This window comes from Romboutsia sp. MSSM.1001216sp_RTP31141st1_G3_RTP31141_220114 (assembly GCF_039031195.1).
In the GTDB taxonomy this organism is placed as follows: Bacteria; Bacillota; Clostridia; order Peptostreptococcales; family Peptostreptococcaceae; genus Romboutsia_C; species Romboutsia_C hominis.
Genome location: NZ_JBCIUO010000001.1, coordinates 594,775 through 616,574, shown reverse-complemented (window position 1 = coordinate 616,574; position 21,800 = coordinate 594,775). Strand labels below are relative to the sequence as shown.

Here is a 21,800-nt window from a genome sequence, read left to right as displayed (position 1 = left end):
TAGATTAATATAATAATATTTTTAATAAAAAAATGTATAGTTACCAATTTTGGCAAGTATACATTTTTCATTTATATATAAATATTGTAATATTTTTATAAGATATCTTCATTAGGAATAAATTTTAATTTTAAATAAAAATTCCCTAATGTAGTATAATAATATGGTGTATACCATAAAAACCCTATTCCTAAAGTAAATACACATAATATAGCCCAACCTAGAAAACTTAGTTCTAATATAAACAATTCCCACTTAAAGCCTTTCATCATATTTGCACTTTTCTTTAAACAATCCATTATTGATAACTCTGGATTTTCTGCTAATATATAATATGCTTGTGAGAACATTAACATCACTATAATACCTGGTATTACAAATAAAAATGTTCCTATTACTGAAGCTATAGTTATTATTAAATTTATTACAAAAGATTTTATAAAAACATTAAATCCAGAGAATAAATCTGTAAATTTAGCTTTTTCATTATCTGTTGCTAAGTTTAATATAAATCTACTAAATCCTAATTGTATTGGACCTGCAAATATTAATCCTATTATATTCAAGGTAATAGCTATATTTTCATTTAGCCAAGATGAACTTGTTCCTATTTCAACACTTGTTCCTTCTACTATTATAGTATATATTAAACATGTTAATATCGCTAATCCCCAATGACCCTTTAATTGCATTTTAGCACTATTTTTTAATTCAGCTCTTGAAATCATATGCCTTCCCCTCCAATTATATTGTTAGTTTATTATATTCTAACAAATACTGGATATATTTTATACTATATTAACAATATTGTAATTAATTTATTTTAGCCTCTTTATTAGTCTATTTAATATTTAATTCCGCTCCAATATACATTATCCTTAACAATCGTAATATCATCAAATTCAACACCTTCTAGTGCCCATTTTTTAAACTCCATAAATCCTGTTCTGTCAACAATATATCCAATATGTTCTTTTGGTAAACTTTTATCTATATATTTTTCTACATACTTATAAGTATTTAGTATTATCTTAATTATATTTTCTTCATCTGCCCATATTAAAAAATCTTCTGCTAACCTTGGATTCTTCTTACCGCTTCTTCCCATTATAGCTAATCTATAATATTTCTTAGGATCTCTACTCCATGCATTTGTAGGACAATTAAGTACACATTCTCCACATCCTATACATTTACTGTGGTCTCTTATTACCCTATAGTTTTCTGCATGTAATGCACCTGTTGATAACTGCTTACACTTTTTAACACAAGCCCCACAAGATACACATCTATCTCTTTCGTAGTGCGGTAAAGTCATTCCTATTATTCCAAAATCATGAGTTCTTGCTTTTATACAGTCATTTGGACATCCTGTCAAAGCTATTTTTACATGTAAATCATTTGGAAATACTGCTTTTTCTATTTTCTTTGCAAACTCAGTTGTATTGTATTGCGCTTTCGGACAAACTTTATTACCTATACATGATGCTATATTTCTAGTTCCTGCAGCAGAATATCCTTTATCCTTTTCTTCTTGATTTATTTCCATTTTTTCTATAATTGGTTGGACAAGCTTATTGACCTTTTCCATATCTTCCATTTTTATACCAAGTATTTCAAACCCTTGTCTAGTAGTCATATGTATTTGACCATTTCCATACTCATTTGCTATCTTTGATACTATCATTAAACTTTCAGAGTCAACACATCCTCCAGGAATTCTAACTCTTAATGCTGTTTCGTATCTATTTTTAGTTATTCTATAAGCATTTTTCATTGTCTTTTTAGTATTTAAATCTCTTATCATAACATTCCCTCCTAATCTATAAGATTTTTAGCATAAGAATAATCAAATACAGGCCCATCTATGCAAATATAAGTATCATCCATTTTACAATGACCACACTTACCTACTCCACAACACATTTTTCTTTCATAAGAAACCCATATATTATTTTCTGCCAAATCTCTTTTTAAAAATTCGCCTACTGTAAAATGCATCATCATAGGAGGACCTACTACTATTGCTGATGTATTATTTACATCTTTTATTTCTAAATCTGGTATATATTTTGTAACTAAACCAACATTACCTTTATAATCGTTTTCACCTTTATCCACAGTAACTATTACATCTAATTTTTCACCCCATCTTTTTAAATCATCTTTAAATAATATATCTTGTGGTGATCTAAATCCAGCTATTAATTTAAAGCTTTTGAATTTTTGAGGATTATTATAAAAATATTCTACAATTCCTCTAACTGGTGCAATTCCACTTCCTCCTGCAACTACTATTATTTCTCTATTTTCATATATACTTATATCAAAACCATTTCCATATGGTCCTCTTATGAAGAATTTATCTCCTATTTTATAATTAAATATTTCATTAGTTACTTTTCCTACACTTCTTATTGTAAAATCTATATAATTATCACCATATCCACTTACAGATATTGGACTTTCTCCATATTTAGGTATTGATATCTCATAAAATTTTCCTGGAAGTACATCTTTAGTACTACATTCTACTCTAAAAGTCCACTCTATATCTGTATGTTTAACTATATCTATTATCTTAGCTCCTACTGGAATATACGAATTCATATTACTTTCTCTCCTTACTTATTTCATTTACTTTTTCTATACATTTTGAAAATGATATATATTGAGGGCAAGCATCATCACATCTTCCACACCCTACACACATGTTGTAGCCAAATCTCTTATTGAAATCATATATTTTATGCATTGTTTTAAATCTCATTCTTTCACCCTTAGTTTTTCTAAATTCATGCCCTCCAGCCATACTTGTAAAGCCGTCAACTTGACATCCTGCCCATATTCTTCTTCTTTCACCTACTTTTTCATTTTCTTTGTAAAAAACATCTTGCATAGTAAAACAAGAACATGTTGGACATACAAAGTTGCATCTTCCACAAGCTATACATCTTGAGTTATACTCTTGCCACATTTCATGTTTAGATATTTCTTTAGAGTTTATTTTATCTATTTGTGGCACTTCTATATTAAATAAGTTTTCCTTTACAAAATCTATTTCAAATTCACATTTTTCTCCATTAAATATTTTTAAATCCTTATCTTTTATTTCTAGGAAAACTTCATTATCGTCTATTTTAATTCCCATAGAATAATTATCCGTTTTATTTGAATCCATACTTACACAGAAACAATTTCTAAAACTTTCTCTACATCCAACAAGAACAAATTTTACTTTCTCTCTTAATTTTTTGTAATAATAATCTTCATCAATTCCATTTTTTAAATATATCTCATCTAGTCTTTTCATTGCATTTATATCACATGCTCTTAAAAAGATTAATAATTTTTTATCATCAATATCGCTTTCCTTAAATTCATTTTCTGTAAAATAAAATAATATTTGTGTTATAGGAAATACTATTTCCTTGGCAGAAAAGTTTGATTTTCTATTTAGTTCCATTTCATCTAAAGAACTTACTTCTTTATATCTTACAACGTCTGTATCTGAGAAAGTTCCCATATATTCTAATGATACTGGTGCTAATATTTTATATTCATTACTAAGTGTTTTCAATTTTTCATTAAAATTTTCTTTGCTTAATTTTATCTTCACAACAATCACCTTTTCCCTTTTCTATTGATAAAATTTTAACATTTATTATAATTATTTTCCGTGATTAATATCACGTTTTTATAAAAATAAAAAGAAATAGCAAAACTTTAATGTTTTACTATTTCTTAAAGTACTCTGATAATCCTTTTTCTTTAACAAATATTTTTTTATTTTCTAATTTAACTAATCCTTCATTTTGAAGTGTTTTCATTGCCCTTGATAAAGTTTCTCTTTTACATCCTAGCATATCTGATAAATAAGTTATGCTTATATTTACATCTATTAATGTCCATTCTCCTTTATTTGTTCCAAATTCTTTGCTTATTCTATATAATTTAGCTGCTAACTTTTTATCCATTTTTATAGAAATTGAATTTTTTAGTTGTCTATATAATCTTCTATTTCTTCTTTCCATGTAATTTATTATATTTTTAGTTAAGTAAAAATCTTTCTCCATAACCTTTATAAAATCATTTATATTATATTTTAGTATAGTGGCGTTCTCAAAGACTTCACAAAATACTGATGATTCTCTTTTTTTATCTGTAGTTATTTCATTAATCATTTCGCCTTCATTTAATATAAATATTACTTTTCTATCGCCATTTTCATTTATTTTAAATATAGATACTTTTCCATCTATAACAAAGTATATATTATTTATTTTTTCTTTTTCCTCAAATAAAACTTCATTTTTTTCTAATTTTATTGTGTTGCTATATTTCTTAAGTTCTTCTTTTGTTTCATCTTTTAAATTTTTAAATATATTTATATTATCTATATAACTGCTTTTTATCATCTCTTCACCATATTCACTCTTATTATAGTTTTATTTATCTACTTAATTAGTATATCACATATTATTATAAAAATTAAAAAAGGCCATCTCATATGAGATGACCCCTTTATTTAAACTATAATTAGTTTTGCTTTCCAAAATGTCTTTCTAATAATCCTAAGAATGCTTTACCATGTCTAGCTTCATCTTTACACATTTCATGAACTGTATCATGTATAGCATCTAATCCTAATTCTTTAGCTCTCTTAGCTATTTTTAATTTTCCTTCAGTTGCTCCATATTCAGCTTCTACTCTTGCAGTTAAGTTAGCTTTAGTATCAGCTACAACAACTTCCCCTAATAATTCAGCAAATTTTGCAGCATGTTCTGCTTCTTCAAATGCTATTCTCTTGTAAGCTTCTGCAACTTCTGGGTATCCTTCTCTATCAGCTTGACGACTCATTGCTAAGTACATTCCAACTTCTGTACATTCTCCAGTAAAGTTAGCTCTTAAACCTTCTAATATTTCTTCGTCTACACCTTTAGCAACACCTATTCTGTGTTCGTCAGCCCAAACCATTTCACCCTTCATTTCTTCGAACTTATCAGCTCCAACTCCACATACTGGACATTTTTCTGGTGCAGTTTCTCCTTCATGTATGTATCCACATACTGTACAAACAAATTTTTTCATGATTATACTCCTCCAATTTATATATTAATTTAATTTAAATTCATTATTTAACTACTATACTATATACCCTAAAATACATTAACTAAATAATAAATTCTTATTATTTATAAACAAGATATTTAATATCTTATCGATCATATTTTATATATACCCGGTGTAGCATCCCCTAAACAATAAATTTAAATTTTTTACAAATATAAGTTTACCATCCATACAGTCATAATTACAACCTTATTTTCCCATTTTTATATTAAATTATTAATTTTATATAATGTATATTAAGATTTACTTGTATCTTCGTTAGATTCTATACATGCTTCTTCTATGTATATGTCTTTTTTCTTTAAAAAAGATAGTTTAGTTTCAGCCATTATGATGGCTACAAATATTATAAAACTTCCTAAAATCATTCTTAATGTTACTAGTTCTTTTAATATAATTACAGAGAAAATTGTTCCAAATACTGCTTCTGTTGAAAGTATTATAGCAGCCTTATTTCCTTCAACACTTTTTTGACATATAGTTTGCACCAAAAAACAAACAGTAGTACTAAATACTCCTAGATATAATACACCTAGATATCCATCTATACCAGCATTTATACTTCCCTCTCCCATAAGTATTTGTGTAAATAATGAAAGTATAAATGCCACACTAAATTGTATAGCTGTAAGTACTATTGGATTATACCTTACAGCATATTTACTTGTAAAGAATATATGAAATGCAAATCCAAAAGCACATACTAAAGTTAAAAAGTCTCCAAAATTAATAGAAAAATCTGATTCAAGCGATAGTATACCTATTCCTATAACTGTTAATATACTACTTATTATACCCATTTTATCAAGTTTTTGTTTATACATTAAAAATCCTATAAACGGAACTATAATTACATTAGTAGCAGTTATAAATGCATTTTTTGATGGTGTTGTATAAACTAACCCTATAGTTTGGACAACAAAGGCTGTAAATAGAAAAAATCCTAATATACAACCATACTTTATTGCATCTTTGCTCACATTTTCTTTTATCTGTTTAAAAAAGATTAAATTTATCAAAAGCGCTCCTATAAAAAATCTAAGTGTTATTATTTGCAGTGGGGTAAGTCCCCCATCTAGCGCCAATTGTGTTCCTACAAATCCACTTCCCCAAATCATAGCAACTATTAGTAATCCTATTTGTGAAATATATGTTTTTTTCATCTTTTTCCCCCTTTTTTTTGATATAACTCACTATTAACATTAATATACTAGACATATTTTGTAAATACATTAACATTTCTTTTATTCATAATTTTCAAATAATTTTATTTTTATATATAATTTAATTAGTACATAAAAAAAGAACTACATAATATATTAAATGTAGTTCTTTTTATTTTATTTTATAATGTTAAGTGTAAATGGGAAATCATAATCTCTATATGATCCATATCTTATCATAGCTATTATGTTAAGTACTAAATAGGCTATTGATACTAGTGGTAATAATACCATTCCAACTAGCAAAAATACTAATAATCCAGATATTATTTCATATATAAAAAATGATATGTGAAAATTCAAAAGTCTTCTACCATTTCTAGCTATAAAGTCTGAGTCTTTACTATAATCTTTCCATACAAAGTATGATATTATAAACCCTATAAAATTAAAAACTATAATTCCACCTGCCATTAAAAGCATTATAATATTTTCTCTAGATATTGATTTTTTATAATCATCCATAATTATATCCTTTCTTACATAGTTTATAAACTATATAAAATTTAAGTATTAAAAATTTCCCAGGAAAACATTTTTATAAAATTTCCCTTCTCCTCATGAATACATGTGTATTTCTAGTCATATCCACTTCCAAAAATATTATATTCATATTAAAGATATATGAAATATGATTTTTGTATATATCAAAAATTTATTTTATATATCTAGCTTTAATTGTTTATATAGATCTTCTTCTTGATTTTTGTTAGATTCTTTTTGATTTTCATTTATTATATTCATTTTAGATAAAAACCTTTTAACATCTGTTAAGCTATCTACTGCTATTTCTTTATAATTTATCTCTAAAAAATATCCAGTTGCAGTTTTTTCTATCTTTACACTTGGTTTATCCATTATAATAGATATTACATTTCCATTTAAATACTCAACAGCAAATGTCTTTTCATTTTCAGCAAATAACTCAACTAAATTCTCTGATATCTTAAAACTTTTGCTTTTATCAACTTGACTTGTGCTAAACTTCATAAGTAAAGGTTTGATTGATTTTAGATCATTTAATATAACTTTAGAACCTTTTATATCTATTAAATATCCTTTTGTACTAGCACTTATAGTTATATTTTTATTGTCAACTACTACAGATGTTATTTTTCCTTTACTATAGTATATGATATAAGACCTATTCATATTAGATAATATTTTAGTTATTTTACTTGGTAAATACATATAGCTCCTCATCTCTTTTTCGTCTTTAATAGATAAAATATAACATTTATCATTATTTTTTACAACTGCTTTATTCTAATTAGTACTTGTTATATCATCTATTAATCTTTAGTATAATATATTTTATCATTTAGTATAATGTGAGGTATATTAGGATATTAATCCAAAAAGAGATATAAGTTAGTTTCTTATATCTCTTTTAATTATATTATTTTACAACTACTTTTATAAACTTCTTCTTACCTATTTGAACTACTAATTCACCCTCAGCTACTACTTCTTGTAAATCAGCTATTTTTTCACTATTTACTTTAACTCCACCTTGCTTAACTAATCTTCTTAATTCACTTTTACTTGGAGTTAACTTGTTATCAACTATTATTTGAGCTAAATCAAAATCATTAGCATCTGCTTCTACTGTTAATATATCAACAGGTATTTGTCCTTTTTGGAATACTGATTTAAATCTTTCTTCAGCGAAGTTTGCTTTTTCTTCTCCGTGGTATAATCTTACTATTTCTTTAGCAAGTTCCATTTTTATATCTCTTGGATTTTTTCTATCTTCTTTTAAATCTTTTTCTATTTCAGCTACTACATCAGGGTGAACATCAGTTACTAAGTTGTAGTATTTAACTATTAATGAATCTGGTATTTCCATAGCTTTTTGATACATTACACCAGCTTCTTCATCTACTCCTATGTAGTTTCCTAAACTCTTACTCATTTTATTAACGCCATCTAGTCCTTCTATTATAGGCATCATTATAACTACTTGAGAATCTTGACCAAATTCTTTTTGTAGTGCTCTACCCATAAGTAAGTTAAATCTTTGGTCAGTTCCACCTAATTCTATATCAGCTTTTATAGCAACTGAATCATATCCTTGCATTAATGGGTAGAAGAATTCGTGTACTGATATTGGAGTATGGCTTTCATATCTCTTTTTAAAGTCTTCTCTTTCTAACATTCTAGCAACAGTTATAGTTGCAGCTAATTTAACAACATCTTCAAAGTTTAACTTTCCTAGCCATTCACTGTTAAATCTTACTTCTGTCTTTTCTTTATCCAAAACTTTAAATATTTGTTCTTGGTAAGTTTTTGCATTTTCTAAAACTTGCTCTGTAGTTAATGCCTTTCTAGCTTGAGATTTTCCAGTTGGATCTCCTATCTTTCCTGTAAAGTCTCCTATTATTATTACTACCTTGTGTCCTAAGTCTTGTAATTGCTTCATTTTTCTAAGAACAACAGTATGCCCTAAGTGTATATCTGGTGCTGATGGGTCAAGACCTAACTTAACAACTAACTGTCTTCCCTCTTTGTGAGCATTAGTTAATTTTTCTCTTAAGTCCTTTTCATCTATTAAATCTTCTACACCTTTTAATATAATTTTTACTTGTTCATCTAAATTAAACATATTTACCCTCCTGTTATTTTATATTTATAAATTTGCTTAAGTCTTATTTTTTAGCAAATCGTTTTTTAAGGATATAAAACTTTTTTGTATTAAAAAAGCCTTCATCCTTACAAAAGGACGAAAGCTTGTGCTTACGTGTTACCACCTTAATTTATTAATACCTCACAGTATTAACCTCATTAGGTACAAAATTATACCCTAGCATTATAACGTATGCTACTCCGTTTTTCCCTAGTGGTTGTTATCTTTCAGGAAAACTGCTCCAAGATGTATTCAAATTAACTTTTCTTGCTCCTCTCACCTACCGGAAACTCTCTGTTAGAATACATTAATCCTACTAATTCTTATCATAGCTTTATATTAATATTTTTTCATTTATGTCTATAATATATTCTTAAAATTATATTTTGTCAATACTTTTTAACATTTATTTGGATCTATACCTTCAAATATTATATTATCTGCATATTTGGATGCTTTTTTATATTGATTACAATCAAGTATAGTCCAAGTTATAACTGGCATCTTCTTTCTAATTAACTGAATCCTTTGACTTTGAATACTTTTTATATCATAAGATACAAAATCAGGCTTTGTTTTGATATTTAGTATCATTCCCCTTAAAAATAGTTTTTTGTACCATTTTATTATTGTGTCTTTGTAATCAAATGATATTTGCCCTCTTATTAAATTATTTGCATTTTCTTTGTACCATAGAAGTACCCTTGGATTAAAAGACTGTATAGCAAACTTACCTTCATAATTTTTTACTATCTTATAAACCTCACTACTCATATCTATAGCATCTCCAAGAGCCTTTAATTCTATTAAGACTGGTACCCTGTTATTTACAATATCTAATACGTCCACTAAAAGAGGTATCTTTTCATCAGTGTTTAATAGCCTTAGTTTGCTTATTTCATTATAAGTCATATTATTTATAGTACCTTTATATCCTGTCATTCTTTCTAAAAACTCATCATGAAATACTACTGCCTTTTTATCTTTTGTAAGTTGTACATCTAATTCTATACCATAGTTATATTTTATAGAATTTATAAAAGCCCCCATAGAGTTTTCTGGATATATATCATTATGAAGTCCTCTATGTGAAAAGGGACATTTTTTGATAAAACTTACATCCTTAACCACATTTTCACCCTCTACTTAATATATTATTTAATATTCCTATTTGTTGATTTCTTATATTTATCTTTATATCTAATATTATATTAATTATGATTATAATAAATGTAGTTATCTTAAATATTAATACTAATGCTATTAACATTAAAATCGATAATATTCTTATATGAGCTACTTTCTTATTTTTAGATAATAAATAATTTTGTATTGCTGTATATCCATCTTTTATCACAAAGTAAAATGATAGATACTCTATACTTATTATTATAGTTTTTAGATATGTATTATCTATGTTTATATTAAACGCTTTAAAAGTTTCTACTATAAAAATGTATACTGATAATACATAAAATACATTTTTAGAACAACATACAAATCTTGAAAGTCTTCTAAAGTTAGCTATAATTTCAAATTTTTTATTTATATTTCCTTTTAACATATTTAATTTCTTGCACATAAATAAGGATAATATATATATAGAAAATACAGTTCCAAAAGGAAATGCAGCTATAAGTATATAATAAATAACTTGTACATATTCTCCGGATTTTAGTATATTTATATATCCTTGAAACTCTTTCATAAAGCTGTATCCTATTAATTTAGATGCATATATATCTACAAATACCATAAGTACAACGCCTATAAAAGAAGTATATACCATATCATCCATAATAGATGTATCCTTACTTATAAAGTAGCCACAAAGTATTCCAAGTATTACACTTTGGCTACACCATATAGCTATACCTATATTCCCAAGTATCAACCATACTATTAAAAGTGATGTTATCCCAGAAAGTACTGAATACTTAAAATCACATCTAAGTACTACTATTGAAAAAAATACAGGAACTATAAAATCTATGTAAAGTGCATATCCAAAACCAATTCCTATAAATAGTAAGGTACTTATAACAAATAGTGCGGATAGTATTGCTGACTCTGTTAACTTTTTAGTTTCATTCATCAAATTACCTACCTTTTAATTTTTATTTAGTTTATCCGTATATTATAATACTTCTAAAAAAAATAATAAAGCATGCTTTATTATAATATAAAAGAAACTGTGAATATTCACAGCTCCTTTTATTAATATATATGAGTTTATTTGTTGCCTACTTTAAATTTATAGCTTCAAGTGCTACTTTTGTATCATCAAAAGGATGCTTTTTCTTACCTATTATTTGATAATCTTCATGTCCTTTTCCCGCTATTATAACTAAGTCTTTATCATTTGCCATATCTATTGCCTTATATATTGCTTCTTTTCTATCTTCTATAATTATATAATTATCCTTTTTTATATTAATACCTTTTAATATATCATTAATTATTTTATGGGGATCTTCACATCTTGGATTATCTGATGTTATTATAGCTACATCAGAGTATTCTTGTGCTATTTTTCCCATTATAGGTCTTTTTAGTCTATCTCTATCTCCTCCGCATCCAAACACTGTTATTACCTTGCCTTTTGTAAATTCTTTTGAAGCTTTTAATATATTTTCTAAAGCGTCTGGAGTATGTGCATAGTCTACTATAACATTTAGATTTTTATTATTTTTTATACTTTCAAACCTACCCTTAATGCCTTTAGTATTTCTAAATACTTCTTTAACTATGTTTATATCTATATCTAATATGTAGCAAATACTTATTATTCCCAATGTATTATATACACTAAACTTTCCTGGTATATTTACATAGATATAATCTTCATAAGTTGGAGTTTTTACTTTATATTCTATATGATCTTTTTCTAATATAATATCACTTGCCATAAAATCAGCATGTTCATTTATAGCATAAGTGTATACAGGTATATCTAAGTTTTTAATATTATTTAATATAATTTTGCCATGTTCATCATCTATATTTATTATATTTGCTTTTGTTGTCATATAAAATAGCTTTTCTTTAGAGTTTCTATAATCCTCTATATTTTTATGAAAATCTAAATGTTCTTCAGTTAAGTTTGTAAATAATCCCATTAAAAAACTAGTATCTTTCACTCTACCTAAGCTAAGTGCATGAGAAGATACTTCCATAGCGCAATATTTACAGTTATTTTTTAACATATCATTGAAACTTTTTTGAAGGTCTAAACTTTCTGGAGTTGTATTTTTAGGTATTATTTTTTCCTTTGAGTTGTCTATTTCGATAGTTCCTATAAGACCACATTTATTAACTTTATTTAATATCTCCTTTAAAAGAGTTGATACACTAGTTTTCCCATTTGTTCCTGTTATTCCTATTACATCTAATTTTGTACTTGGCTCATTATAAAAATTAGATGCAATTTTTGCCATGGCCTCTTTAGTATTACTTACTTTTATAAATGTATACTTATCCATATTATCTATATTTATATCTTCTTCTATTAAAAATGCCTTAGCTCCAGATTTTATAGCATTTTCTATATATAAATGTCCATTAGTATTATATCCTTTTATACATATGAACATGCTGTTTTTTGTTACTTCTCTTGAATCATAATATATATTATCTATATCAATATTTGTGTCTCCATATATATTTAAAGTATCTACATTCTCTAAAATTTTATCTAATATCATCATATCCTCCTTATCTATTGTTTAATACAGTATATTTTACATATGATTTTTTTATGATATATAATTTAAGGTGGGTCTCCCCACCTTATCTTTCTTTTATTATAGAATTAAAGTACTTTTCATTACATTTTACACATTCATCATTTGGATTTAATTCCATACATTTTTGATGGTGATAATAAGCCCTTGGTAAATCTTTCAATTCATAATAACAGCAACAAAGATTTAAATGAGGTTTAAATCTTAAGTAACTCATATTAATGCATTGGTTAGTATCACAAGATATATCAGTATTAAGTATTATTTTATACCAACTTATAGCTTGTAAATATTTTTCCTCCTCTTCAAATGAATAAGCTATATTATACATTATATCAGCTCTTGGTATATCTTCTTCAAAGGCTTTATATAAATATATCCTTGCTAGTTTGTATTCTTTTTGTTTTATATAACATTCTCCTATTTTGCATAATGCATCTACCGTTTCTTCCTTAAATTTACTTACCTTTATAAATTCTTTTAATATTTCTATAGATTTTTCATATTTTAAATTACAATATAATTCTCTTCCATAATAATACAAATCTCTATTGCTTAATATTTTGCCATCTTTTAGTTTTTTTTCGTATATTTTAAGATTTCTATCATCTATATTTTTTACCTTATCATGTATTATACAAATATCACTATCATATACATTACTTTCATTTATACCCTCTATAGATATATATTCATGAACATATCCTACCCACTTAAAACCTTCATTTCTTTTGATTATTCTATTTCTTCTAGCTACTATTTTAGGATTATTATTTTCATCTATACACATATGAGTCTCTGTAGATATAACACTTATACTTTCATTTAAATTTTCTTTCAAGTTTATAAGTCTTTTTCTATTTTTCTCATCTAAATACTCGTCTGCATCTAACCAAAGTATATAATCTTTGGTTGCTTTATCAAAGGAAAAATTTCTAGCCTTTGAAAAATCATCAATCCACTTAAAATCATATATATTGTTAGTATAATTTCTACAAACTTCCTTTGTTTTATCTACTGACCCTGTATCTACTATTATTATTTCATCTACTATATCATAAATACTATCTAAACATCTTTTTAAAATATTTTCTTCATTTTTTACTATCATACATAAACTTATAGTAATCATACTATTTACTCCCTTAATTAAAAGTTATACTTCAATGTATGATAAAATGACATTTTTTGTGTTTATTGTACTGAATTTTCATTAATGTATATATGTTTTTAATTTATCTATATATATATTTATTTCTTTAATTGTATCTTCTATTTCGTGTTTGTTAGTTTGTATACCTTTTATATTTTTTAGTATTTCTAGTGTTGTATAGTTTATCTCTATACTATAATTTTCATATATATCTTTTAGATTCTCACTTATTTTATACTTTAGATTTTCTATAAAAGTATCTATATCATTTAGCAATTCCTTGCTTTTTTTATCATCTTGTACTTTATCATATATAACTTTCCCTACTGCTCCACTTATAGTCCCTGCTATTAATAGCGGTGGACAATAAGTCATTAGTGCTGCTGATATAGTAGTTGAAGTTGCCGATGCTCCAAGTATTGCACTATACATTGAAACAACTGTACCCGAAGTTGCCCCAAGCACTGCACCTGTTCCTACTACTGCTAATAATTCATTTACTGTTGCTTGGTTTTTTTCTAATTTAAAGCTTTGGGTATCTATGCATTCATTTTTATATGTTATATCATTTATATATCTTTTTATATCATCATCCATTTCATTGCTTATTTCTTTTAAACACTGACTCCACTCATTAAAAAATAAATTATCCAATTCTATTTTTTTCTTGTTTACTAATTCATTTATATATCCTTCATTTATGTATAACTTAGCTAAATCTATATTTAATTTAATTTTTTGTATTTCATCACTAAAAAATATTCTATCTACCCAATCCTTTATCTCAAAATCCATCTTTGAACTTATATAGTCTCTTTTGTTTTGAAGTAATTTATTGTATCTTAATAATTCATCATCTAAAACATATAAAGTCTTTAGATAATCATTATGGCAAACTATATCTTTGTGTATTATTCTATCTAAAGATGATTTTATACTACTATTTTTTTCTTCTTGAGAATTTTTTATTAGATAATTTATATAATCATTTAATCTATTAAATTCGTATTTTAAATCATTATAGTTTGATAATACTAAATCAGTACTTTTTGTTTTTACCTTAGGTAATACCTTCTCTTGGTATTCAAGATATGAAGATATCATAAAAAATTCATCTATATATATTCCATATTCATCTTTTATATAATCTATAATTTCTTCTTTATCAGAACTTAATAAATCACACTTATTTACTATACCTATAATGTTATTTTTATACTCACTTATCAAATCAAGCGCTTCTATTACATCTTCTTGTCCTAGGTGAGTTGCATCTATTACAAATAATATCAAATCAGCATTTTTTATATAGTTTAAAGTTTTTTCTTCATTGTTTACAGTTATGCTCTTTAACCCTGGTGTGTCTACTATATTTATCTTTTTTAAATAATCTATATTAAGACCCACCTTTGTTATGTCTTTATATGTTTTAGTATATGGCATGTTACTATATACTATTTCTATTATACTAGAAGTAGCTTCAAGTACATCTACTTCACTTATATCCCCTCCTATTAATGAATTTACTAAGCTTGATTTTCCTGATTTAACTTCTCCTAACACAACAATTTTTAATGGTTCTTCCTTATTACTTTCTATAGATTTAATAAGTTCAACCACTTCTTGTAATGGTTCTTTTATTGTATTTTTATATGGTAAATTTAAATCTTCAATTAACTTTTTTCTTATTGGTGAATTTAATATTTCTTCTTTAACTATACATATACCTTTATTATTTTCCAAAATATCACCCCAAAGTATTTAAAATTCTTTCTATATTGTTTAGGAAGTCTATATAAATATTTATATACTTATAGTCTATATATACTTTTTCAAAACTATGATTTTTTATATATTCTATGTTTGAAATTATAGTATTTATATTATCTTTTAATATTTTTTCTATGTCTTTTGTTATGAGTTCTTTATTTATAGATAGGTAATTTGGTTTATAATTTACGTCTTCATTAAATGCTTTAACTAAAAATTTATTAAATAAATTTTCTAGTTTATCTTCTTTTGCTTTATCTTTTAATTGTTTTTGAATTGGTACCTGGATTTTATCTAAATTTATATTAGTATCTATTTTTTGATAAATGGAGTCTTTATTGAAATTTGATTTTTTATAAATTATATCATATATATTACTAAAATCATTATTGCATTTATTTTGCAAACTTATTATATGGTCCTTTATTTCTATATCTATATCTTTTATATAACTTAGAGCATCCTTTTTTATATTATCTAAGGTGTATTTTAATTCATAATCTATTTCATTATATATAGATAAGTCTTTGTATAATTCTCTCTTATGTGAGTATATAGATTGTATTATATTACTTTTAGTTATATATAAATTTTTGTATTTGGATTCTATTTGCTTATTTTCACAAAGTTTTTTAAAATTAACATCTATACTTTTATATAATTTTTCTATATTGCTTTTCTGTATATAGTAATAATCTTTATTTAATATTCCTTTTATAGCATCTTTAGCTGATATGTATACAATGTCTTTAAACTTATCTTTAAATAATTCTTCACATTTATCTTTAACTTTATCTAGATCTTTTTCTTTTATTATATCAATCTTATTTACAACAGCTATTATATTTTTGTTAGTGTAATTTTTATCTATATCATTAATTTCATTTATAAGCTTTGTATTTTCACTAGATACTATATTTTGAGCATCTATTACCCATATAATTCCATCTGCTATCTCATAATATCGCTCTACTTTTTTATCAGTATTTAATAGACTTTGGTTAAGTCCCGGTGTATCTACTATAGTAAAATCATTTATTAAATTTCCTTCTTTTAAGTAATATTTAACCTTACATATTTGAGGTTTATATAAATATTTCTCTTCTAATTCTCTTTTGTATTCTTTAAGTTCTTTTTTTGTTTTTGTATTTTCTTTTTTAAGCTCTTGAACTAATCTATATATTTTTTCTTTAGATTTTTTGTACTTATCTTCTTCATCTTTCAGTAATCTATATCCACCTTGTATACTTTTTAAAATTTTTTCTTCGTTGTCATATATTATCTCTATTTTTTCTAAATTACTCTTTAAAAAAACATCAACCTTCCAAGTACTTGGTATATCTTTTGTAGCTACTACCTCCCTTTTTATTAATGAGTTTATAAGAGTTGATTTTCCGTAGTTCCCACAACCCACTATACAAAGTACAAATGGATTTTCTAGCTCTTTTACATTGTTTTTTAATTTATTTATCTCTTTTTGTATATAATCTATAATATATATTGATTTTGTTTTATCTTTGGTATATATATACTTTGTAATATTATTTATTTCATTTTCTATAGGTGTAATAATTTTCATAATATTGTTTAATTCTTCATATCTTGAATTATACATAATATCATCCTTTTTTGGTAAATTAATTTAATTATATTTTTACTTTAATAAGTGTAGTGTATATAAATTTAATATATAGACAAAATTAAAAACAAAACCATATTTAAAGTATATGATCTAATTATCTTAAATATTATACTAACTTGAAATATTATTGTATATATGATTTAATATTTGTATAAATTTGTAATATTTTGAAAGGAGATTTACTATGAGAAAAGCATCATTATTTATAGTCGTTAATGCTATATCCTTATATATAGTATCTTTACTTTTAAATAGCGTATATATAAGTTCTTTTAAGTCATTAATAATACTTACATTAATATTTGGATTACTTAATTTAACTATAAAGCCTATACTTAAGTTCTTTTCATTCCCTATAACAGTTTTAACTTTAGGGTTATTTTCACTAATTATAAATGGATTAGTTTTAAAGCTAGCATTCTCATTTGTTAATGGAGTTTATATAAATAGTACTTTAAGTGCAATAGGTGCATCTATATTGCTATCTATTGTAAATAGTGTTTTATATAGTATATTAGACTAATTAATAATATAAAAAGGGACTAAAAGCCAACTTTAGTCCCTTTTTATATTATTTTAATTGTTTATATAAAATAAATACAAGTATCAAATTATTTTTGTATATTTATATTTTTTGATTTTATCCTGTTATTTATATACCCACCACATAAAGTATATATCATACTAAAAAGAGGTACTCCTATTAGGATCCCTAATACTCCAAACATTGATGAACCTATTATTATAGGAACTAATATCCAAAATGATGATAATCCTATGGAATTTCCTACTATAAATGGATATATAAAATTCCCTTCTACTTGCTGAATTATAACTATCATTATTATAAAGTAAAGTGCTGTTACAGGTTTTATCATAAATAATATCAAAGCAGAAAGAGCTGCTCCTAAAAATGTACCAAATATCGGTATTAAATCTGTAATTCCTATTAATGTACTTATTAATATAGCATAAGGCATATTAAATATGGTCATACCTATAAAACATAAACTTCCCATAACTATACCATCTGTACATTGTCCTACTATAAATTTTGAAAATTTAACATCGCCTAATTTAATAATGCTCATTATTTTATCTGCCATATTTTCACTTAAAAGACCATATATCACCTTTTTAAATTGAACTATAAGCTTGTCTTTGCTAAGTAACATATATATGGCTATAACAAAACCTAATAATAAGTTAGTTATTATAGATGTTATTGAAAAAGTAATTCCAACTATATTAGATATAAAATAATTTAAAGTTTTTATCATAAAGTCTGACATCTTATCAACTCCTGATAATAAACTGTGATGTAAATTATCTGATATATTTATATGAGACATATAAGTTGTTATATAAGACTGTAATGAGTCTATATCCTGCGGAATACTACTTATTAAACTTGAAGTACTTTTTACTAATTGTGGTATTACTAAGTTTATAAATGCACTTAATAATAGCCCTATTGTTATAAGTGTTAATATTAATGATATTATCCTTATAATAATTTTTGAATTCTTTATATTATATTTTTTAACAATTTTTCCTATTAATCTATTTTCAAAAGATTTCATAGGTACATTTAGTAAAAATGCTATAGCTAATCCTATTATAAAAGGTTTTAATATAGATAGTGTAGTGTTTAAAACATTTCCTACAGTTTTTATATTTAATAATAAAAAGGATAATATAATTATATAAGTTGCTAGTATAAATTGATTTTTCAGTTTAAAATCCCTCATAAATTTTGACTCTCCTTTTGTTGATTGTTTATTATTAAATTATACAACAAACAAGTTTAAATTAGTATGTTTTCAAACAAGATATAATATTTTATTATTTTTTATATAATTTTTTATTGCATTTAAATATTTATTGACTATATAAGATTTATAAAGTATTATTTTAGTTATTGATATTTATTTTCATTTATTTTTAATTAACATTTAATATTAATTCGCAAGGAGGTTTTATGAGTAATTGGTTATTTTATGCACTTTTAGCGGCTATCAGTGCAAGTTTTGTAACAGTTTTTTCTAAGGTGGGAGTAACTAACTTGTCTCCTTCACTAGCTACTAGTGTTAGAGCAGTTATAATGGGAGTATTTTTAGTATTAGTATCTTTTATAAAAGGAGATTTTTCTAATCTATCTTCTCTTTTAAGTCATAAAAAAGACTTACTATTCTTAGTATTTGCTGGCGTATCTGGTGCTTTGTCTTGGTTATTTTTAAATATAGCACTAAAGGCAGGTAAAACTTGGCAAGTAGCTCCTATTGATAAGTTATCTGTAGTTTTAACTGTAATTTTTTCTATTTTAATATTTAAAGAACAAATAAGTGTAAAAGGTATAATAGGCGTTTTATTTATAGCTATTGGTACTATATTTGTTGCCTTAGGATAAATTTTATATTACATATCAAGACAATAAAAATATTAACTATATATTTCATAGTACATAGTAATTAATTTTTTTATTTACTATATACTATGAATTTGTTATTTTCTGTAGAAACAAATTAACTTCTTTTGCTTTTTTCAAAACTACTATTTTATTCTTAAAATTTTTTTCTATTTGTTTATAATGATTGCGTATTTCTTTAGTGCGGCCTTCATAAAGAATCCACCAAATAAATTCTAAGTCAATTTTCTCTATACATCCTTTAGCCATATCTTCACGAGTTGTGTTTTTGTATCTAAAATACCTCTTTAATGCTCTATAAATACAAATTCTACGTGGAAAATTCAAAAAAATTATTTTATCAGCTTGTTCTAATCTTTCTTTTTGAAAAAAATCACTATAATTTCCATCTATCACCCAAGAATCATTTTTCATAAAATCACATACTATCAAACGCCCTTCATCTCTATCACGTTCAATCCAATTGGGCAAAAAATTAACTCTGTCGAGAAATAAAACAGGTGCCTTATAATATTTTGAAAGCTTCCTAGCAAGTGTGGATTTTCCACTTCCACTATAACCAATTATTGCAATTTTCATTTTAATTTCCTCCAAAACTTTAATATTAATAAATTAAAATAATAGTAAATACATTAAAAACCTATTGCTAGTTATTTATAGCCATAGGTTTTTAATGTATTTTTATAGCAAAATATTCTTGTTTATTTTATAAATTCTTTGTTTACTATACTGACCATTTTGTCTAAAGCTTCATTTACTATTAGTTCTCCTTTTTCTTTAGAACTAGTTCTTCCTATGGCTAATAATCCTGATTTTGGAACTAAATCCTTTGGTATTGGATATACATGATAAGTTGGTACTTCTTCTATTTTTTCATCTATTAATCTATCCATATGAACTAGTTGTGGAGCAAATTTAAGTATTAATGAAGTCTCTGTTATAGCTGCATGTTCTAATGCCCATCCTGGAAACTCTATTTCATCAAATACTTTATCAATAGTATCTTGGCTTATTAAGTCCCACCAGCTCATCATTATTATTTTAGTATCATTTGGCATAAATTTGCTTACTAAATCTATGGCTTCTAGTAAAAATGCTTGATTTTCAAAATGAGAGTTTACTATAGCTATTTTTCTTACACCATCTCTTATTAACTCTTCTAAAATATCTTTTACTAACTCTATTAAAGTAGTTCCATTTAAATCTATAGTACCTGGAAATAATGGACCTCCACCTGATGCCGGTTGAGATTTATATCCATAATTTATAGAAGGCATTACTATAGAATTTGTTTTTTCTCCTAATAATTTAGAGAATCCCTCAGATATTATAGTATCTGTAGATAATGGTAAGTGTGGTCCATGTTGTTCAACAGACCCTATAGGTAATATTACTACATCTTTGTCTTTTCTTTCATTAAACTCATACCATGTCATTTCTGCCATTAGTGTCATAAAAATCACTCCTTTATTAATACTACTGTATAAATTATATCATATAAAAAAATGTATTTAACAAGTTTAAATAATTAAATTTACCAATAATAAAAATTTAATTTTTATACTTTAATAAGAGAGGGCATATACCCTCTCTTATATTTATCTTATTATAATTTTAAATATAGCTTTCTTTACATATTCTTTTTCATTTACTTTTATAGCTGTCATGTGAGCATCTTCTGGATAGCAAATCAAGAAATTTCCTTTTCTTAATTCTACATATCCATTATTTTCACCTTCTAGAGGTAAAAAGTCCGATTCTTCTTCATAATCTTTTTGAGTTAATTGTTCTATGAAATTTAAGTCAATTCTTTCGCATCCATCTATCATTAAATGAATATCTATGTACTTTTTATGAGCTTCCCAAAATCTTTCTTCTTTCTCATAAGTTTCATATTCTACTATATTTACAAATATATCTTTTCCATCTATAGTGTATGTCCCTTTTTCATAGCTTTTTAAATCATTTTCATTAGCATATTCAAAACACCTAAGTAGGTCTTTACTTAAATTAGGATAATTTTTTATATGCTCTATATTGCCAAATATCATAAATTTTCCCCCTATCTTAAAAGTCTTTACT

Annotated in this window: 22 protein-coding genes and 1 other annotated feature; of the genes, 2 read left to right on the top strand and 20 right to left on the bottom strand. The window is 25.0% G+C overall.

Going from position 1 to position 21,800, the window contains the following annotated elements:
- Positions 1-95: 95 nt before the first annotated feature.
- The 16 genes from ABCP60_RS03160 to ABCP60_RS03085 form a co-directional block, all read right to left on the bottom strand.
- A complete protein-coding gene (locus ABCP60_RS03160) occupies positions 96-728 on the bottom strand; it encodes a DUF975 family protein (protein ID WP_343101218.1) in 633 nt (210 codons plus the stop codon).
- A gap of 116 nt (positions 729-844) precedes the next feature.
- The gene (gene asrC / locus ABCP60_RS03155) at positions 845-1,807 is read right to left on the bottom strand and encodes a sulfite reductase subunit C (protein WP_343101217.1); all 963 of its coding nucleotides are present in this window, start codon (positions 1,805-1,807) and stop codon (positions 845-847) included.
- An 11-nt stretch (positions 1,808-1,818) separates the two neighbouring features.
- The gene (gene asrB / locus ABCP60_RS03150; protein ID WP_166505257.1) at positions 1,819-2,610 is read right to left on the bottom strand and encodes an anaerobic sulfite reductase subunit AsrB; all 792 of its coding nucleotides are present in this window, start codon (positions 2,608-2,610) and stop codon (positions 1,819-1,821) included.
- Between the two features lies 1 nt (position 2,611).
- On the bottom strand, positions 2,612-3,619 hold the full coding sequence (gene asrA, locus ABCP60_RS03145; protein WP_166505256.1) for an anaerobic sulfite reductase subunit AsrA: 1,008 nt from the start codon (positions 3,617-3,619) through the stop codon (positions 2,612-2,614).
- A gap of 118 nt (positions 3,620-3,737) precedes the next feature.
- Positions 3,738-4,418, bottom strand: a complete 681-nt coding sequence (locus tag ABCP60_RS03140; RefSeq protein ID WP_092926266.1) for a Crp/Fnr family transcriptional regulator — start codon at positions 4,416-4,418, stop codon at positions 3,738-3,740.
- Positions 4,419-4,539: 121 nt separating this feature from the next.
- On the bottom strand, positions 4,540-5,091 hold the full coding sequence (locus ABCP60_RS03135) for an NADH peroxidase (RefSeq protein WP_092926268.1): 552 nt from the start codon (positions 5,089-5,091) through the stop codon (positions 4,540-4,542).
- 278 nt (positions 5,092-5,369) lie between these two features.
- Positions 5,370-6,296: a DMT family transporter gene (locus tag ABCP60_RS03130; protein ID WP_092926270.1), complete on the bottom strand. Its 927-nt coding sequence runs from the start codon at positions 6,294-6,296 to the stop codon at positions 5,370-5,372.
- Positions 6,297-6,473: 177 nt separating this feature from the next.
- On the bottom strand, positions 6,474-6,821 hold the full coding sequence (locus ABCP60_RS03125; RefSeq protein WP_092926272.1) for a DUF4870 domain-containing protein: 348 nt from the start codon (positions 6,819-6,821) through the stop codon (positions 6,474-6,476).
- 195 nt (positions 6,822-7,016) lie between these two features.
- A complete protein-coding gene (locus ABCP60_RS03120; RefSeq protein ID WP_166505253.1) occupies positions 7,017-7,547 on the bottom strand; it encodes a hypothetical protein in 531 nt (176 codons plus the stop codon).
- A gap of 208 nt (positions 7,548-7,755) precedes the next feature.
- Positions 7,756-8,961, bottom strand: coding sequence for a tyrosine--tRNA ligase (gene tyrS, locus ABCP60_RS03115; RefSeq protein ID WP_092926276.1), 1,206 nt, complete (start codon positions 8,959-8,961; stop codon positions 7,756-7,758).
- Between the two features lie 110 nt (positions 8,962-9,071).
- Positions 9,072-9,321, bottom strand: a binding site (T-box leader).
- A 60-nt stretch (positions 9,322-9,381) separates the two neighbouring features.
- Entirely contained in the window at positions 9,382-10,113 is a 732-nt protein-coding gene (locus tag ABCP60_RS03110; protein ID WP_092926278.1) for a glycerophosphodiester phosphodiesterase family protein, read from the bottom strand.
- Positions 10,114-10,117: 4 nt separating this feature from the next.
- Positions 10,118-11,077 (bottom strand): DUF2232 domain-containing protein, encoded by a 960-nt coding sequence (locus tag ABCP60_RS03105; RefSeq protein ID WP_343101216.1) that lies wholly within the window; start codon positions 11,075-11,077, stop codon positions 10,118-10,120.
- 148 nt (positions 11,078-11,225) lie between these two features.
- Entirely contained in the window at positions 11,226-12,686 is a 1,461-nt protein-coding gene (locus ABCP60_RS03100; RefSeq protein ID WP_343101215.1) for a UDP-N-acetylmuramoyl-L-alanyl-D-glutamate--2,6-diaminopimelate ligase, read from the bottom strand.
- Between the two features lie 85 nt (positions 12,687-12,771).
- Positions 12,772-13,857 carry a glycosyltransferase gene (locus tag ABCP60_RS03095; protein WP_195237076.1) on the bottom strand — a complete coding sequence of 362 codons (1,086 nt, stop codon included), beginning with the start codon at positions 13,855-13,857 and terminating at the stop codon, positions 12,772-12,774.
- A gap of 81 nt (positions 13,858-13,938) precedes the next feature.
- Positions 13,939-15,621, bottom strand: coding sequence for a dynamin family protein (locus ABCP60_RS03090; protein WP_195237075.1), 1,683 nt, complete (start codon positions 15,619-15,621; stop codon positions 13,939-13,941).
- A gap of 4 nt (positions 15,622-15,625) precedes the next feature.
- On the bottom strand, positions 15,626-17,263 hold the full coding sequence (locus tag ABCP60_RS03085; RefSeq protein ID WP_195237074.1) for a dynamin family protein: 1,638 nt from the start codon (positions 17,261-17,263) through the stop codon (positions 15,626-15,628).
- Between the two features lie 211 nt (positions 17,264-17,474).
- Here ABCP60_RS03085 and ABCP60_RS03080 point away from each other — a divergent pair, with 211 nt between their 5' ends.
- Positions 17,475-17,813: a phage holin family protein gene (locus ABCP60_RS03080; protein ID WP_092926290.1), complete on the top strand. Its 339-nt coding sequence runs from the start codon at positions 17,475-17,477 to the stop codon at positions 17,811-17,813.
- A gap of 88 nt (positions 17,814-17,901) precedes the next feature.
- Here ABCP60_RS03080 and ABCP60_RS03075 read toward each other — a convergent pair whose 3' ends face one another.
- Positions 17,902-19,041, bottom strand: coding sequence for an AI-2E family transporter (locus ABCP60_RS03075; RefSeq protein ID WP_166505246.1), 1,140 nt, complete (start codon positions 19,039-19,041; stop codon positions 17,902-17,904).
- A 230-nt stretch (positions 19,042-19,271) separates the two neighbouring features.
- Here ABCP60_RS03075 and ABCP60_RS03070 point away from each other — a divergent pair, with 230 nt between their 5' ends.
- Positions 19,272-19,700, top strand: coding sequence for an EamA family transporter (locus ABCP60_RS03070; RefSeq protein WP_166505245.1), 429 nt, complete (start codon positions 19,272-19,274; stop codon positions 19,698-19,700).
- A gap of 84 nt (positions 19,701-19,784) precedes the next feature.
- On the opposite strand, the gene ABCP60_RS03065 is transcribed toward ABCP60_RS03070, so the two are convergent.
- The 3 genes from ABCP60_RS03065 to ABCP60_RS03055 form a co-directional block, all read right to left on the bottom strand.
- Positions 19,785-20,297: a DNA topology modulation protein gene (locus tag ABCP60_RS03065; protein WP_343101214.1), complete on the bottom strand. Its 513-nt coding sequence runs from the start codon at positions 20,295-20,297 to the stop codon at positions 19,785-19,787.
- Positions 20,298-20,419: 122 nt separating this feature from the next.
- Positions 20,420-21,172 carry a creatininase gene (locus tag ABCP60_RS03060; RefSeq protein ID WP_202819468.1) on the bottom strand — a complete coding sequence of 251 codons (753 nt, stop codon included), beginning with the start codon at positions 21,170-21,172 and terminating at the stop codon, positions 20,420-20,422.
- A 144-nt stretch (positions 21,173-21,316) separates the two neighbouring features.
- Positions 21,317-21,769, bottom strand: a complete 453-nt coding sequence (locus ABCP60_RS03055; protein WP_092926298.1) for a YhcH/YjgK/YiaL family protein — start codon at positions 21,767-21,769, stop codon at positions 21,317-21,319.
- Positions 21,770-21,800 lie beyond the last annotated feature (31 nt).